General features: G+C 60.6%; 13 protein-coding genes. 5 read left to right on the top strand and 8 right to left on the bottom strand.

Going from position 1 to position 15,135, the window contains the following annotated elements:
• Window positions 1-139 precede the first annotated feature (139 nt).
• The 3 genes from plsB to BK658_RS11420 all read left to right on the top strand — a co-directional run bounded on the left by plsB (window position 140) and on the right by BK658_RS11420 (window position 4,279).
• On the top strand, window positions 140-2,644 hold the full coding sequence (gene plsB / locus BK658_RS11430; RefSeq protein WP_123582376.1) for a glycerol-3-phosphate 1-O-acyltransferase PlsB: 2,505 nt from the start codon (window positions 140-142) through the stop codon (window positions 2,642-2,644).
• A 56-nt stretch (window positions 2,645-2,700) separates the two neighbouring features.
• On the top strand, window positions 2,701-3,390 hold the full coding sequence (locus BK658_RS11425; RefSeq protein ID WP_123582375.1) for a DUF4197 domain-containing protein: 690 nt from the start codon (window positions 2,701-2,703) through the stop codon (window positions 3,388-3,390).
• Between the two features lie 514 nt (window positions 3,391-3,904).
• Window positions 3,905-4,279: a DUF6124 family protein gene (locus BK658_RS11420; protein ID WP_123582374.1), complete on the top strand. Its 375-nt coding sequence runs from the start codon at window positions 3,905-3,907 to the stop codon at window positions 4,277-4,279.
• 128 nt (window positions 4,280-4,407) lie between these two features.
• Here the strand turns inward: BK658_RS11420 and BK658_RS11415 are convergent, their stop codons facing one another.
• From BK658_RS11415 to BK658_RS11405, 3 genes are all read right to left on the bottom strand, one after another.
• Window positions 4,408-5,742, bottom strand: coding sequence for a Fic family protein (locus tag BK658_RS11415; protein ID WP_123582373.1), 1,335 nt, complete (start codon window positions 5,740-5,742; stop codon window positions 4,408-4,410).
• A 96-nt stretch (window positions 5,743-5,838) separates the two neighbouring features.
• The gene (locus tag BK658_RS11410) at window positions 5,839-8,904 is read right to left on the bottom strand and encodes an efflux RND transporter permease subunit (RefSeq protein WP_123582372.1); all 3,066 of its coding nucleotides are present in this window, start codon (window positions 8,902-8,904) and stop codon (window positions 5,839-5,841) included.
• A gap of 6 nt (window positions 8,905-8,910) precedes the next feature.
• Window positions 8,911-9,999 (bottom strand): efflux RND transporter periplasmic adaptor subunit, encoded by a 1,089-nt coding sequence (locus tag BK658_RS11405; RefSeq protein ID WP_123582371.1) that lies wholly within the window; start codon window positions 9,997-9,999, stop codon window positions 8,911-8,913.
• A 93-nt stretch (window positions 10,000-10,092) separates the two neighbouring features.
• Here BK658_RS11405 and BK658_RS11400 point away from each other — a divergent pair, with 93 nt between their 5' ends.
• On the top strand, window positions 10,093-10,737 hold the full coding sequence (locus tag BK658_RS11400; protein WP_123582370.1) for a TetR/AcrR family transcriptional regulator: 645 nt from the start codon (window positions 10,093-10,095) through the stop codon (window positions 10,735-10,737).
• Between the two features lie 122 nt (window positions 10,738-10,859).
• On the opposite strand, the gene BK658_RS11395 is transcribed toward BK658_RS11400, so the two are convergent.
• Window positions 10,860-11,642 (bottom strand): class I SAM-dependent methyltransferase, encoded by a 783-nt coding sequence (locus BK658_RS11395; RefSeq protein WP_123582369.1) that lies wholly within the window; start codon window positions 11,640-11,642, stop codon window positions 10,860-10,862.
• 93 nt (window positions 11,643-11,735) lie between these two features.
• On the opposite strand from BK658_RS11395, the gene BK658_RS11390 reads away from it, so the two are divergent.
• The gene (locus BK658_RS11390) at window positions 11,736-12,356 is read left to right on the top strand and encodes an energy transducer TonB (RefSeq protein ID WP_123582368.1); all 621 of its coding nucleotides are present in this window, start codon (window positions 11,736-11,738) and stop codon (window positions 12,354-12,356) included.
• A gap of 9 nt (window positions 12,357-12,365) precedes the next feature.
• On the opposite strand, the gene BK658_RS11385 is transcribed toward BK658_RS11390, so the two are convergent.
• From BK658_RS11385 to BK658_RS11370, 4 genes are read right to left on the bottom strand one after another with little or no spacing between them, the layout of a single operon-like run.
• On the bottom strand, window positions 12,366-13,064 hold the full coding sequence (locus BK658_RS11385; RefSeq protein WP_123582367.1) for an extensin-like domain-containing protein: 699 nt from the start codon (window positions 13,062-13,064) through the stop codon (window positions 12,366-12,368).
• A 16-nt stretch (window positions 13,065-13,080) separates the two neighbouring features.
• Complete coding sequence (locus BK658_RS11380; protein WP_123582366.1) at window positions 13,081-13,902, bottom strand: isocitrate lyase/PEP mutase family protein; 822 nt, start codon at window positions 13,900-13,902, stop codon at window positions 13,081-13,083.
• Window positions 13,903-13,936: 34 nt separating this feature from the next.
• The gene (locus BK658_RS11375; RefSeq protein WP_123582365.1) at window positions 13,937-14,797 is read right to left on the bottom strand and encodes a DUF72 domain-containing protein; all 861 of its coding nucleotides are present in this window, start codon (window positions 14,795-14,797) and stop codon (window positions 13,937-13,939) included.
• Complete coding sequence (locus BK658_RS11370; RefSeq protein ID WP_103315536.1) at window positions 14,797-15,105, bottom strand: hypothetical protein; 309 nt, start codon at window positions 15,103-15,105, stop codon at window positions 14,797-14,799. Before BK658_RS11370 ends, BK658_RS11375 begins: the two co-directional genes overlap by 1 nt.
• Window positions 15,106-15,135: the final 30 nt, after the last annotated feature.

Raw genomic sequence — 15,135 nt, 5'->3', positions numbered from 1 at the left:
ACGACTGGCCGAGTATATGACAGTCGTAAAAACTCTCAACTCAAGATTACTTCGGCGCTTTTTTGCCGATTTTCGACGAATACGGCACACTACCGACCCCGAGCGCTTGCTCGGTTTTTTCAACTAAAGCAGAAGCCGTATGACCCGCTCCCCGTTCCGCCGTCTGGTGTTTGGCGCCTTGCGCCGACTGTTGTACCTCTGGGTTCGCTCGGAGACGATCAATCAGTCGTCCTTCACCCTCAACCTCGACCGCAGTCGTCCGGTGTTCTACGTCCTGCAAAATCCTTCGCTGACCGACCTCGCCGTGGTCGATACCGAATGCAGCAAGGCCGGACTGCCACGCCCGGTGTTGCCGACATCGGTGGGCAACCTGCTGGAGCCTGCCGCGTTCTTCTACCTGACGCCTGAACCCGACTGGCTAGGCCGCCAGGACAAACGCGGCGCGCCGCCTACCCTGACCCGGCTCGTTAGCGCCCTGAGCCAGAATGGCGCAGAAGACGCGCAGATCATCCCGGTCAGCGTGTTCTGGGGCCAGTCGCCGGACAGCGAGTCGAGCCCGTGGAAATTGCTCTTCGCTGACAGCTGGGCGGTGACCGGGCGCCTGCGCCGACTGCTGAGCATCATGATTCTGGGGCGCAAGACCCGCGTGCAATTCTCCGCGCCGATTCACCTGCGCGAGCTGATCGAGCACAACAAGGGCTTTGAGCTCACCGTGCGCATGGCCCAACGCATTTTGCGGGTGCACTTTCGCAACCTGAAAGCCGCGGTCATCGGCCCGGACATTTCCCACCGGCGCAACCTGGTCAAAGGCCTGCTGAATCAGCCACTGGTCAAACAGGCGATCCTCGATGAAGCCGAGCGCGAAAACATTTCACCCGAGAAAGCCAAGGCGCAAGCCCTGCGTTACGGCAACGAAATTGCCTCGGACTACACCTACACCGCGATCCGTTTTCTGGAAGTGGTGCTGAGCTGGTTCTGGAACAAGATCTACGATGGGATCAAGGTCAACCACATTGAAGGCGTGCAGAACGTCGCCCAAGGTCACGAAGTGATCTACGTGCCGTGCCATCGCAGCCACATCGATTACCTGCTGCTCTCCTACCTGCTGTTTCGCAACGGCCTGACCCCGCCGCACGTCGCCGCCGGGATCAACCTCAACATGCCGGTGATCGGCAGCCTGCTGCGGCGCGGCGGGGCGTTCTTCATGCGCCGCACCTTCAAGGGCAATCCGCTCTACACCTCGGTGTTCAACGAATACCTGCACACCCTGTTCACCAAAGGCTTCCCGGTGGAGTACTTCGTCGAGGGCGGCCGTTCGCGCACCGGGCGCATGCTGCAACCGAAAACCGGGATGCTGGCGATCACCCTGCGCAGCTTCCTGCGTTCGTCGCGCATGCCGATCGTCTTCATCCCGGTGTACATCGGTTACGAGCGGGTACTGGAAGGCCGGACCTACCTCGGTGAACTGCGCGGCGCGAGCAAGAAGAAAGAGTCGATCTTCGACATCTTCAAAGTCATCGGCGCGCTCAAGCAGCGCTTCGGCCAAGTGGCGGTGAACTTCGGCGAGCCGATCAAGCTGGCGGAGTTCCTCGACAGCGAACAACCGGATTGGCGCACCCAGGAGCTTGGCCCACAGTTCAAGCCCGCCTGGCTCAACGCAGCCACCAACCGCCTCGGCGAGCGCGTGGCGCGACATTTGAACGAAGCGGCCGCCATCAACCCGGTGAACCTGGTGGCGCTGGCCCTGCTCTCCACCAGCCGTCTGGCGCTGGATGACCGCGCCATGGCGCGGGTGCTCGATTTGTATCTGGCCTTGCTGCGCAAAGTGCCCTACTCGCCGCACACCACGCTGCCGGAAGGTGACGGCCGGGCGTTGATCGAACACGTCAAGGACATGGATCTGCTCTCTGAGCAAAGTGATGCGCTGGGCAAGATTCTTTATCTGGACGAGCAAAACGCCGTCCTGATGACCTACTACCGCAACAACGTGCTGCACATTTTCGCCCTGCCGGCGTTGCTCGCAAGCTTCTTCCAAAGCGCCTCGCGCATGAGCCGCGAACAAATCCTGCGCTACGCCCGTGCGCTGTACCCGTACCTGCAATCGGAGTTGTTCATTCGCTGGTCGCTGGACGAACTGGATGCAGTGATCGATCAATGGCTCGAAGCCTTTGTCGAACAAGGTCTGCTGCGCTTCGAGAACAACGTGTACTTGCGCCCGGCGCCAAGCTCCCGGCATTTCGTGCTGCTGACCTTGCTGTCCAAGAGCATCGCGCAAACCTTGCAGCGCTTCTACATGACGGTTTCCCTGCTGCTCAACAGCGGCCAGAACACCCTCAGCGCCGAAGAACTGGAAGACCTGTGCACGGTCATGGCCCAGCGCCTGTCGATCCTGCATGGCCTGAACGCCCCGGAGTTTTTCGACAAGAGCCTGTTCCGCCACTTCATCCAGACCCTGCTGAACCTCGACGTGCTCAAGCGCGACGAAGCCGGCAAGCTGAGCCACCACGAACTGCTCGGCGAACTCGCTGAAGGCGCCGCCAAACGGGTATTGCCGGCGGAAATTCGCTTGTCGATCCGTCAGGTGGCGCTGCATCGCAGCGAAGATGCGGCGGATCAACCCGCACCTGCGCCGCAAGCCGACTAAATGATTTAAAGCCGTCCGCGGTCCGTTAATTGCTTTTATCGAACAAGGAAACTGCCATGCTCCGCTCTACCCTTCGCTTCGCCGGCCTGTGCGCAGGCCTGATGATTTCTGCCAGCGCACTGGCGCTGTCGCTGGGCAGCCTTTCCCAGGGCGAAGCCTCGGGCGGCCTCAAGGACGCCCTGGCCCAGGGGGCCGTTGCGGCCGTCACCACGCTCGGCAAACCGGGCGGTTTCAGCAACAACCCTGAAGTGAAGATCGAACTGCCGGGCAAACTGGGCAAGGTCGCCAGCAAGATGAAACAGTTCGGCATGGGGGCCCAGGTCGATCAACTGGAAACCAGCATGAACAAGGCGGCGGAGGCGGCCATGCCGCAGGCCCAGGCCCTGCTGGTGGATGCGGTGAAAAAGATGACCGTGACCGATGCCAAGGGCATCCTCACCGGCGGCAAGGATTCGGCCACCCAGTACCTGGACAAGACCAGCCGCGAACAAATCCGCGCCAAGTTCCTGCCGATCGTCAAACAAGCCACCGACCAGGTAGGCCTGGCCAAGCAGTACAACTCGTTCGCCAGCCAGGCGGCAACCTTCGGCGTGCTCGATGCCAAGAGTGCCAACGTTGAAGGCTACGTGACGGAAAAGGCCCTGGACGGCCTGTTCAAGATGATCGCCCAGAAGGAAGAAGGCATCCGCGCCAACCCGGCGGAAGCCGCGACCAGCCTGGCGAAGAAAGTCTTCGGTTTGCTCTAAGCCTGCCCCCCGCTGATCGTTCCCACGCTCCGCGTGGGAATGCCGCCATGGACGCTCTGCGTCCGCTTCGGGATGTGACGCAGAGCGTCACGGGATGCATTCCCACGCGGAGCGTGGGAACGATCAATCGCCGCACCGTCGCTCCCACATCAGGTTCGCGGTGTTTAATTGTGCGGTAACTGTGTTCGTCACAAGCCACAGCGTCTTGCGTTGCGCCCTACACCTACGCCAGAATCCGCCGGCTTGTGCGCTTGGGCACTGGGCTCTATCGTCTCCGGGTCGCTGAAAATCAGCGATCGGGTTTGGTAGCCCGGTGTTCTCCAAGGCGCACAGCGCCGACATTTCCACACGGTGGGCGGTTTCTTTTGGCCTACTGTTTGTTATGGCGGCTGTGCGCAGGGCGCCTTCGGGCGCACCGGTTTCCTTGGTGGCCGGGCTACCAACCTGCGTTCAGTCGCCACCCTATTGGTTGGTAGCCCATAGGTTGCGACTCCGTACACTGAGGAGTTTCGCCATGTTCAAGCCCACACCCAATCCCCCCGAAGCCGACGCCGAAAGCGTGTCCCCCTACGCGTCCCTCGACTCGAAAGAGCTCCACGCCGCCGCCCACCGGGCGCTCGATCATTACCTGTTGTTACCTGAAACCAGGAAGTTGCTGACCGACCGTCGCCCCAGTTGCATCTTCGTCATCGCCCCGCAGGTCGACAGCGAAACCCTGCTGGCCCACGCCTGCGAAACCCTGGCATCGGCCAATGTCATGGCCAGCGACCTGGCGTTTGAACTCGACGGCCCCAAACGCAACAGCGCACTGGCGATTCAGCAGATGGTTGCCCTGGCGGAACTGGCGGTGAACCGCGCGCTGGATAACGTTGATCAACCAGAGACCTAGCACCACTGCGTCGATCGTTCCCACGCTCCGCGTGGGAATGCATCCCGTGACGCTCCGCGTCACATCCACAGCGGACGCAGAGCGTCCATGGCGGCATTCCCACGCGGAGCGTGGGAACGATCATCCAATCACTGACGTCCGCGTAAAAAGAACACCCACTCACGGCCCATCTTTTTCTTCTCGAACAGCTTCAACTCAACCAAACCGTTCAAGGTCGTGGCCGCCGTGTTGTAGGAGCAGTTCAGGTTTTCCTTCACATTGACCGCGGTAAACTCCTTGGCCATGCCGCTCTTGGCAATCTGAAACAGCGTGCGCTGCTTCTCGGTCAACTGCTTGAAAAGCCCGGATTCCTCCAGCCAACGATCAAAACCTTCGGCATAAACCAGGCTTTTTTGATAAGCCGCCGTGAACCCGGTGACGGCCCGCAAAATCACCGAACACTGGTAATCGATGAAATACGTCAGGTCCAGCCCGTCACTCTCGGTATGCACATAAGACCGACCGTACTTCACCGGTGCATTGCGCAGCAGAATGCTGATCGCGATGTAGCGAAATGCCGAGAAGTCATTCTTGAACATGAACCAGTAAAACAACGCCCGCGCCACCCGGCCATTGCCATCGCGAAACGGATGCTCGTAGCCCAGCGCAAAATGCAGGGCGATGGCCTTGATCATCGGGTGCACATAATCAACGCGTAGAGGGTCGTCGTGGGGCTGGTTGATCCAGCTCGCCAATCCATCGAGCCGAGCGCTGATACCGGCGGCTGGCGGTGGTGTATGAACGGTATGGCCATCGCCATCCTGCACCACCACTTGATCATTGCTGCGAAAAAGTCCCGGCGAATACAGCGCGTCATCAATGCCTTCGACGCCGACACGATGAAGTTGCCGGATCAGCTCGACACTCAATGGTTCGTGACGTTTCTCCCAGGCGAAGATCATCATTTTGTAGTTGCCGATGACCATCCGCTCATCCGGGGTACGCGGCAGGCGATTGCGCTTGAGCATGTCCTTGGCCACCAGCGTGGTGGTCGCGGCGCCCTCGAGCTGGCTGCTGCTGATCGCTTCGTCTTCGATCAAATCATTGAGCAGGTAACTGAAATGCGCCGTCTCACCGATATGATGAGTCATGTATTCCAGCGCGGCGGTGGTTGCCTGACGATCAACCGTCGAGAGGGTTTTCTGCGCCAGCGGTGTCAGCACGAACTGACCCCATTGGCTCGGCTCGCCCAGCGGCAACAAGCGCACGTACTGCGCCACGCGGGCCTTTTTCACCAAGGCCCAGCACAAGGTCGGATCAAGACCGGGCGGCCAGCGAAAACGCAGATCATCGAACGGCAAGTAACGCCCCTGATCATCCAGCGGTTTGAGCAGTGCCAGATAGTCGACCAGCTTTTCCTTGTGAGGCGATTGGCCGAGTGCGTCGAAAAGACTCGGGTCTATGGCTGGAGGGCTTTTTATCATCGCTGTCTCAAAAACTCGTGAAACTGAGTTATGAGTACAACACAGAAGCAGCCTTGTCTCAATTTTTCAAAAAATTGAGACAAGGTACTGCCGGGATCAGACCGATTCTTTCTTGACCTTGAACCACGCCGCATACAGCGCTGGCAGGAACAGCAAGGTCAGCGCTGTCGCGACGATCAAGCCGCCCATGATCGCCACCGCCATCGGTCCGAAGAACACGCTGCGCGACAGCGGAATCATCGCCAGCACGGCGGCCAGTGCGGTCAGCACGATAGGCCGGAAACGCCGCACCGTGGCTTCGATGATCGCTTGCCAGGGTTTGAGCCCGCCGAGGATGTCCTGTTCGATCTGGTCCACCAGGATCACCGAGTTACGCATGATCATCCCCGACAGCGCGATGGTCCCGAGCATGGCCACGAAACCGAACGGCTGACGGAACACCATCAGGAACAGGGTGACGCCGATCAATCCCAACGGCGCCGTCAGAAACACCATCGCGGTGCGTGAGAAGCTGCGCAGTTGCAGCATCAGCAAGGTCAGCACAACGACGATGAACAACGGCACACCGGCCTTCACCGAATCCTGGCCACGGGTCGAGTCTTCTACCGTGCCGCCGACGTCCAGCAAATAGCCGTCAGGCAGTTCGGCGCGAATCGGCTCCAGTGTCGGAAGGATCTGCTGGACCAAGGTAGCCGGTTGCTCCTTGTCATAGATATCGGCGCGAATCGTCACGTTTGGCAAGCGGTTGCGGTGCCAGATAACGCCTTCTTCGAAGCCATATTCCAGGGTAGCCACCTGCGACAGCGCGACACTTTTGCCGTTGTCGGTCGGCACCGCCAGGCTCGACAGCAGCGACAGCTCGGTGCGTTCGTGCAAGGTGCCGCGCAAGAGGATCTCGATCAACTCGTTGTCTTCACGGTACTGGCTGACGCTTACACCTGTCAGCGAGCTTTGCAAGAACCTCGACAGGTTTGCCGTGCTTACGCCCAAAGCCCGCGCGCGGTCCTGATCGACGTTCAGGTACACCACTTTGCTCGGCTCTTCCCAGTCCAGGTGCACGTTGACCACATGCGGGTTCTCACGCACCTTGGCCGCGACTTTACGGGCCAGCGCGCGGACTTCTTCAATGTGTTCGCCGGTGACCCGGAACTGCACCGGATAACCCACTGGCGGACCGTTTTCCAGGCGCGTGACCCGCGAGCGCAGGGCCGGGAATTGTTCGTTCAGGGTTTCGATCAGCCAGGTGCGCAGGCTTTCACGCTCCTCGATGGTTTTCGCCAGCACCACGAATTGCGCGAAGCTCGCCGCCGGCAATTGCTGGTCCAGCGGCAGGTAAAAACGCGGCGAACCGGTGCCGACATAAGCGACATAGTTGTCGATGCCCGCGTGCTCCTTGAGCAGCGCTTCCAGGCGCTTGACCTCCTCGGTGGTGTTGCTCAACGAGGCGCCTTCGGCCAGTTTCAGATCAACCATCAGTTCCAGTCGCCCGGAGGCCGGGAAGAACTGCTGCGGCACAAAACGGAACAACAGCACCGAGGCCACGAATAGCAGGATGGTCAGCGTAATCACAGTTTTACGTCGGCGCACGCACCACTCCACCAGACGCCGGACGCGTTGATAGAACGGCGTGCCATAAGGGTCCGGCTGACCAGCACCGTGTTTGGCAGCGTGAATTTTCGCCAGGTCCGGCAGGAGCTTTTCACCGAGATAAGGCACAAACATCACCGCGGCGACCCACGAGGCCAACAACGCGATGGTCACCACCTGGAAGATCGAGCGGGTGTATTCACCAGTGCCCGATTGCGCGGTGGCAATCGGCAGGAAACCAGCCGCGGTGATCAACGTCCCGGTGAGCATCGGGAACGCGGTGCTGGTCCAGGCAAAGCTGGCAGCCTTGAGCCGGTCGTAGCCCTGCTCCATTTTGATCGCCATCATTTCCACGGCGATGATCGCGTCGTCTACCAGCAATCCCAAGGCCAGCACCAACGCGCCGAGAGAGATTTTGTGCAGGCCGATTCCGAGGTAATACATGCAGGCAAACGTCATTGCCAACACCAACGGAATCGCCAGGGCAACCACCATGCCGGTGCGCACACCGAGGGAGAAGAAGCTCACCAGCAAGACAATCGCCAGCGCTTCTACCAGCACCCGGACGAACTCGCCGACGCTGCTTTTCACCGCGGCGGGCTGGTCAGAGACCTTGCGCAGTTGCATGCCGGCCGGCAGGTTTTTCTGGATACGCTCGAACTCCAGTTCCAGTGCCTTGCCGAGCACCAGAATGTCGCCGCCATCCTTCATCGCCACGGCCAGGCCGATAGCGTCCTCACCCATGAAGCGCATGCGCGGCGCCGGTGGATCGTTGAATCCACGGCGCACATCCGCCACATCGGCGATACGGAAGGTCCGGTCGCCGACACGGATCGGAAAATTCCTGATCTCGTCGACCGTCTGAAAATTGCCCGTTACCCGCAGCTGCAAACGCTCACTGGAGGTTTCAAAGAACCCGGCGTTGGACATCGCGTTCTGTTCTTCCAGCGCTTGCTGCACCGTGGCCAACGGCAATCCCAGGGTGGCGAGTTTGACGTTGGACAGTTCGATCCAGATCTTCTCGTCCTGCAGCCCGAGCAAGTCGACCTTGCCCACATCCTTGACCCGTTGCAGCTGGATCTGGATACGGTCGGCGTAGTCCTTGAGCACCGCGTAATCGAAACCCTCGCCGGTCAGCGCATAGATATTGCCGAAGGTAGTGCCGAATTCATCGTTGAAGAACGGTCCCTGGATCCCCGGCGGCAAGGTCTGGCGGATGTCGCTGACCTTCTTGCGCACCTGATACCAGAGGTCGGGGATCTCTGCCGAATGCATCGAGTCCCGGGCCATGAAGGTCACCTGGGATTCACCCGGGCGAGAAAACGAGACAATCCGCTCGTACTCACCGGTTTCCATCAGCTTCTTTTCAATGCGCTCGGTCACTTGCCGCGAGACTTCCTGGGCCGTCGCACCTGGCCAATTGGTCTTGATCACCATGGCCTTGAAGGTGAACGGCGGGTCTTCGCTCTGGCCCAGTTTTGTGTAGGACAACGCGCCGACGACCGCCAGCAAAATCATCAGGAACAGTACGATCTGGCGGTTATGCAGCGCCCATTCGGAAAGGTTGAAACGCATCGGGGATTACTCCTTGACCGCCAGATTGACCACGCGGTTGGAGCGATCCACCGGCCGCACTTGCTGGCCCTCATGGAGCACATGAACGCCAGCGGCTACCACCCAGTCGCTGGGGTTGAGGCCGTCAAGCACCGGCACGGTTTTCTCACCGAAGGCGCCGACACGAACCGGAGCCTTTTTCAGGGTGTTGTTGGCGCCCACGACCCAGACGTACGTCGCGCCGTTTTCTGCGGTGAGCGCCGAGAGCGGCACCGACAGCGGCACCGCGTCAGCCAGTTGAATGAATACCCGGGCGCTTTGGCCAAGCTCGGCCGGGACCTTGCCAGCGCTAAAGGTGATGCGCGCAGCAAAGGTCCGCGATTTTGGATCGGCGGCCGGCGACAGCTCACGAATGCTCCCGGCGAACCGCTGACCTTGCTGGGTCCACAGTTCAACGGTGACAGGCTGGCCAACCTTGAAACGGCCGAAGCTTTGCTCCGGCAGGCTGATCAGCACTTCACGCTCGCCGTCAGTGGCGAGGGTGAAGGCGGTTTGCCCGGCGGCCACCACTTGCCCGACTTCCACGGCGCGCTTGGCCACGACACCGTCATGCGGGGCGCGCAGCACGGCGTAGCTGGCCTGGTTGCTGGCCACGTCGAACTCGGCCTTGATCTGCTTGAGTCGCGCTTCGCCGGATCGGTAGAGATTTTCAGAATTGTCGTACTGCGAGCGGCTGACCATCTGACGATCCATCAGGGTCTTGTAGCGATCACGCTCGGCACGCACCAGGTTCAGGTTGGCCTCAGCGGCAGCAACCTGCGCGCGAGTCGCTTCCAGTTGCAGGCGTACGTCCTGGGGATCGAGTTCTGCCAGCGGCTGATTGGCCTTGACCCTCTCCCCTTCCTCGACCAGTCGTCGGCTGACTTTGCCGCCAATACGGAAGGCCAGGTCTGGCTCGTAACGCGCGCGAACTTCGCCGGGATAGCTGTCCATAGCCTGCGCGGAAGGCTCTGGCTGAACCACCATGGCCGGGCGCACGGTGACTTGCACCGGCTCTTCGTGGCCGCACGCAGACAACAGGAATGCCAGGCTGACTGGCAACGCAAAGCGCGACATGGTGAACGATCCTTCGCTAATGGGGTTTTGAATAATTATACTGGCCAGTATGTTATTAATAGCAAACTCACCAGTCCAGTATTAAAGCGAAAAATGTCCAACAATCTTCCTGCACCCAACGGCCCCGGCCGCCCGAAGGATCTCGCCAAGCGCGAGGCGATTCTCGAGGCGGCGAAGCGTCTTTTTCTGAGCAATGGTTACGCAAGCACCAGCATGGACGCGGTGGCGGCTGAGGCCGGAGTATCAAAGCTGACCGTTTACAGTCACTTCAACGACAAGGAGACGCTGTTCTCCTGCGCGGTGATGGCCAAATGCGAAGAGCAATTGCCCACACTGTTCTTCGAACTGCCCGACGGCATGCCGATCGAGAACGTGCTGTTGAACATCGCCCGAGGCTTTCATCTGCTGATCAACAGCGATGAATCGGTGAACCTGCATCGCCTGATCATGGCGCTGGGGAGTCAGGACCCGAAACTCTCGCAGATCTTCTTCGAGGCAGGTCCGCAGCGGATGTTGCAGGGCATGGAACGCTTGCTGACAAAAATCGACCAAATCGGCGCCTTGAGCATCGACAAGCCGCTGAATGCCGCCGAGCACTTTTTCTGCCTGCTCAAAGGCGCGGCGAATTTTCGCTTGCTCTATGGCTGCGGCGAGCCCTTGACCGGGGACGCAGCCGAGGCTCACATACAGGAAGTGGTGGGGTTGTTTATGCGGGCGTATCGGCCGGACACGGCCTGACCAATCGTTCCCACGCTCTGCGTGGGAATGCAGCCCGTGACGCTCCGCGTCACATTCAAGAGCGGACGCAGAGCGTCCATTGATGCATTCCCACGCAGAGCGTGGGAACGATCAGTGCAACGTCAGGGCTTGAGCGCTTTCTTGGGGTAGATGTCGTAGCGACTGGACTTGCCGTCCAGCGCATGGCTCGGCTTCGGCCCTTCGATGCAGGGCGCCTTGCGCGGGCGTTTGACCACCACTCGGTGGCTGGCCAGTGCGAGCGCAGCTTGAAGCAGGGCCGGCGCGTCCGGGTCATCGCCTACCAACGGGCGAAACAGGCGCATTTCCTTCTTCACCAACGCGGTTTTCTCACGATGCGGGAACATCGGGTCGAGGTAGATCACCTGCGGCGGCTCACCTTCCCAATTGCGCATCAACTCGATCGAGTTGCCCTTGAACAAGGTCATCCGCGCCACAATCGGCGCCACCTCAAAATCTTCCGCCGCACGGGCCAAACCGTCTTCCAGCAACGCGCCAATCAACGGCTGACGCTCGATCAGGCTCATTTCACAGCCAAGACTGGCCAGCACAAAACCATCCTTGCCTAGCCCCGCCGTGGCATCCAGCACCTTCGGCCGCACGCCTTGAGCGACGCCGACAGCCTTGGCGATCATCTGGCCGCTGCCGCCTCCGTACAACCGGCGATGGGCAGCGCCGCCCTCGACGAAGTCCACCCGCACCGGTCCCGGCGCGTCCGGGCCGAGCTGTTGCAGCTGCAAACCATGCTCACCCACTTGCAACGCAAACTCCGCATCGTCCAGCAGCAACGGCAAGTTCAATCGCTCGGCCCAGTGCTCGGCGCGTGCCTGAAACGCTTCGGCCAGGGCCTGGACTTTGATGCGGCTGGCCGCGGGTTGCTCACTCATCAGAAAACACACTCAAAAAATTAATGATCGGCAAAAACGGCCGATAACAAAACTATCGAGCATTTTGCCAGAGCTGAGCGTCGACCGAGAGAAATGTCAGACATTCAACGCACATCAGTAGGCTACATTTCGCGCTACGGCGATTATGGCCTGCGTAATTCCCAAGCACTGAGCGGTGTCAGTCACCTGTGGCAGGATTTTTTTGCCCAGGCGCTGTCCGATCATTTGGGCGATGCTGCACCCGTTCCTGGCAGTTACACCCCTGTTGCCGTCGACGGCCCGGTCGAACCGACCGTTGGCGCAGAATTGCTCGAACACATCGTCACGCAGCGCACCTGCGACGTGACGGACACCGAAGTTCGCCCGCCTGAGCCGCTGTTCCTGCCGATTGCCGAGTTCGAAATGGACCTGGCCGACAAACCGTTCCCGCCGTTCCCGCCGCAAGAAATTCTCGCGCAACAGAAGCAACAAGACTTCGAAAGCGCTTGGGTACGCCCGATCGTCCTGGCTGCCGGCCAGCCATTGCCTGCGCCAGGTCCGGCACCGCAACCGCGTCCGTTGCATCTGCCGATTGCCGAGTTCGAACTCGATCTGCTGGATAAACCGGCAACCCCTTACCCGCACGAAGCGCTGGTCGAGCAACAGCAGCAATTGGACTTCGATAACGGCTGGGCTCGCCCGATCGTCCTGCAAAACCTGCGCATCGCCGCCTGAGCCTCAACCTCAGCGACACACCCACCACGGCCCGACATCCAGATGAAAATGGTTGCGATGGGCAGCGTTGTAGTCCGGGCTCAACACCACGCTGAACATGTCACACGCGCCATCGCGAACCTTGCGTAAAAAGCGCGCATCATCATTGTCCTTCGGCCAGTCCCGCAGCACGCTGATACTGCGCCCGTCCGCCAGGCGAAAGCCGGCGATATCCAGTGCATCGGCCGTCGCGTGCTGGCTGCGCGAGCCGTTTTCGAGGTTGTACATATTGCGGCAGGCAAAACTGCCGAGGTGATCGACCCGCGCCACCGCCTGTCCATACGTGGCCTGCGCCGCCGGTTGCAGGGCATGCCGTTCGAATAGCACAAACGCCACTGCCAGCGGGCAACTGGCGAGGAAGCTGCTGCTCAGCGCCACCTCGCCGCCTTGCACGCGCAAAGTGTTGGTGAGCGAGCAATCGACGTCCGGGTTGCTGTCAGCCTGACGGGTGAACTTCAACCCGGCACCGCTGAGCACCTGGTCGCAGAGTACAGGGTTATCGCGCAGCCTCATCAATTTGAAGCGTGTCAGCAGGTTCGGCGTGTCCCGGACATCCAGCGGCGCCCAAGGGTTCCAGGCGGCGGGCAATGGCAGCCAGCCGCGCCAGACACCCAACAGCAATCCGCCCATCACCAGCATTACCGCCAACAGCACTTTCAGAAACCGCACGACAACTCCCTGTGGGTCAGCCTTTGAACAGTTGATTGATCTGCCCGAACGGCAGCGCACGGTCGGCGAAGTCGAAGGTGCCGTGCGACTGAATTTCCTGCGCGGCCTGATAAAACGCACCATAGGCGGCACGGGCCATGGCCGAGCCGACGCTGATCCGCTTGACGCCCATTTCACTGAGCTGCGCGACGTTCAACTTGAGACCGCCGGACATCAACACATTGACCGGTTTCGGCGCCACCGCACGGACCACCGCCAGTATCTCTTCAGCGTTGCGCAGGCCCGGCGCATAAAGCACATCGGCGCCCGCCTCGGCAAAGGCCTGCAAGCGGCGAATGGTGTCGGCCAGGTCCGGATTACCGTGCAGGTAATTCTCGGCACGCGCGGTCAGGGTGAACGGGAACGACAAGCTGCGCGCTGCCACGACCGCCGCTTCGATTCGTGCGACGGCGTGTTCAAAGCAGTAAATCGGGCCGTCTTCACGCCCGGTAGCGTCTTCGATCGAGCCACCGACCGCACCCGCCTCAGCAGCACGCAGCAGGCTCTCGGCGGACTCCTGCGGGCTGTCGGCGAAACCGTTTTCCAGATCAACCGCCACCGGCAGATCGCTCGCGCCAACAATCGCCCGAACGTTGGCCAGTGTTTCTTCGAGTTTGACCGCGCCATCCGGGCGGCCCAGCGAAAAGGCATATCCGGCACTGGTGGTCGCCAGCGCCTGGTAACCCAGGCCGGCAAGCATTTTTGCCGAACCGGCGTCCCACGGGTTGGGGATCACAAAAGCTCCGGCACCTTCGTGTAAGGCCTTGAAGGCCTGAGCTTTAAGGGTTTGCGCATCCATTGGCTCACTCCTGCAGAAGGGAAAAAACCCGTCGTCAGAGCAACCCAAGCTGCTCGGCGGCGGGTTCTCTATATAGCTCAGGCAGCGCCGGCAAGCCAGGCAAACGCACCATCAATCGAGTATGAAAGCGTTGCGCCAACGCCGCGGCCAGCAGGTTGTCGGCGGTGTGCAGGAAGATGTACGGCGTGCGGCCCTCTTCGATCCATTGGGCGATTTTCTCGACCCATGGCGTCAGAAACGAATCGTTGGCTTCAAGCACAGGATGACCGATGAAGCGTACCTGCGGGAACTGGGTGAACGCCGCCGGACGTGGCGGCACCTTGGGCTTTTTCGATTGCGCATGAAGCACCGAGGGTTCAGTCGACGTGCAGCTGAACAGCGCCCGTGGATCAAGGCAAATGCGCTCCACGCCACGATCCAGCAACAGCCGATTGAGCCTGCGCTCGGCATCGCCTTTGGCGAAGAAGTCCCGATGCCGCACTTCAACGGCCAACGGCCGCTGCACCCCATCGATAAACCCGGCCAGTTCGCCCAGCCGTTGCGGGGTAAAGGCTGCCGACAGTTGCAACCAGAGCGGTGAAACCCGCTCACCGAGCGGGCTGAGCAATTGCACGAAGGTTTCGGCGGCGCTCAGTTGCTCGCGCAGGTCGCCGCCGTGGCTGATGTCGCCGGGGAATTTGGCGGTGAAACGAAAGTCTTCGGGCATCGTCTGCGCCCAGCGTTCCACCGTCGCCGGCGCAGGGCGCGCGTAGAACGTGGTGTTGCCTTCAACGGCATTGAACACCTGCGAGTACAGACCGAGAAATTCATTGGGACGGGCATTTTGCGGATACAGGTATTCGCGCCAGGCGTTTTCGCTCCAGGACGGGCAACCGAGGTAGTAAGGCAGCTGCATCAGATGTGCAGGTCGAGACCCAGCACTTCCATATCCCAATCGACAAACGCCGCGGTACTCAGGTAGCTGGCCAGGGCCATCGCCACGCTTTTGCTCATGGCACGGTGGTAGATCATGTCCTGCTGACGAGCCGGGAGATTGCTCAGGCGTTGCGCAGAAGCCTTGGCGGCGCGGGCGGCCAGTTGCTCTTCAGAAGGAAACTCCTGCTCGCCATCGATATCCTCGAGGGACTCGTCCACCGACACATTGCCTTTGCGTGGCTTGCGCTTGATGGGGTAGGACTGAGAGGCAAAGCCGTCTATGCGCATAGGTATAAACTCGCTATCGATGATGGCAAT

The sequence above is a fragment of the Pseudomonas brassicacearum genome (genome assembly GCF_003732175.1).
Lineage (GTDB): Bacteria > Pseudomonadota > Gammaproteobacteria > Pseudomonadales > Pseudomonadaceae > Aquipseudomonas > Aquipseudomonas brassicacearum_G.
This window is presented reverse-complemented; position numbering and strand designations above follow the sequence as displayed.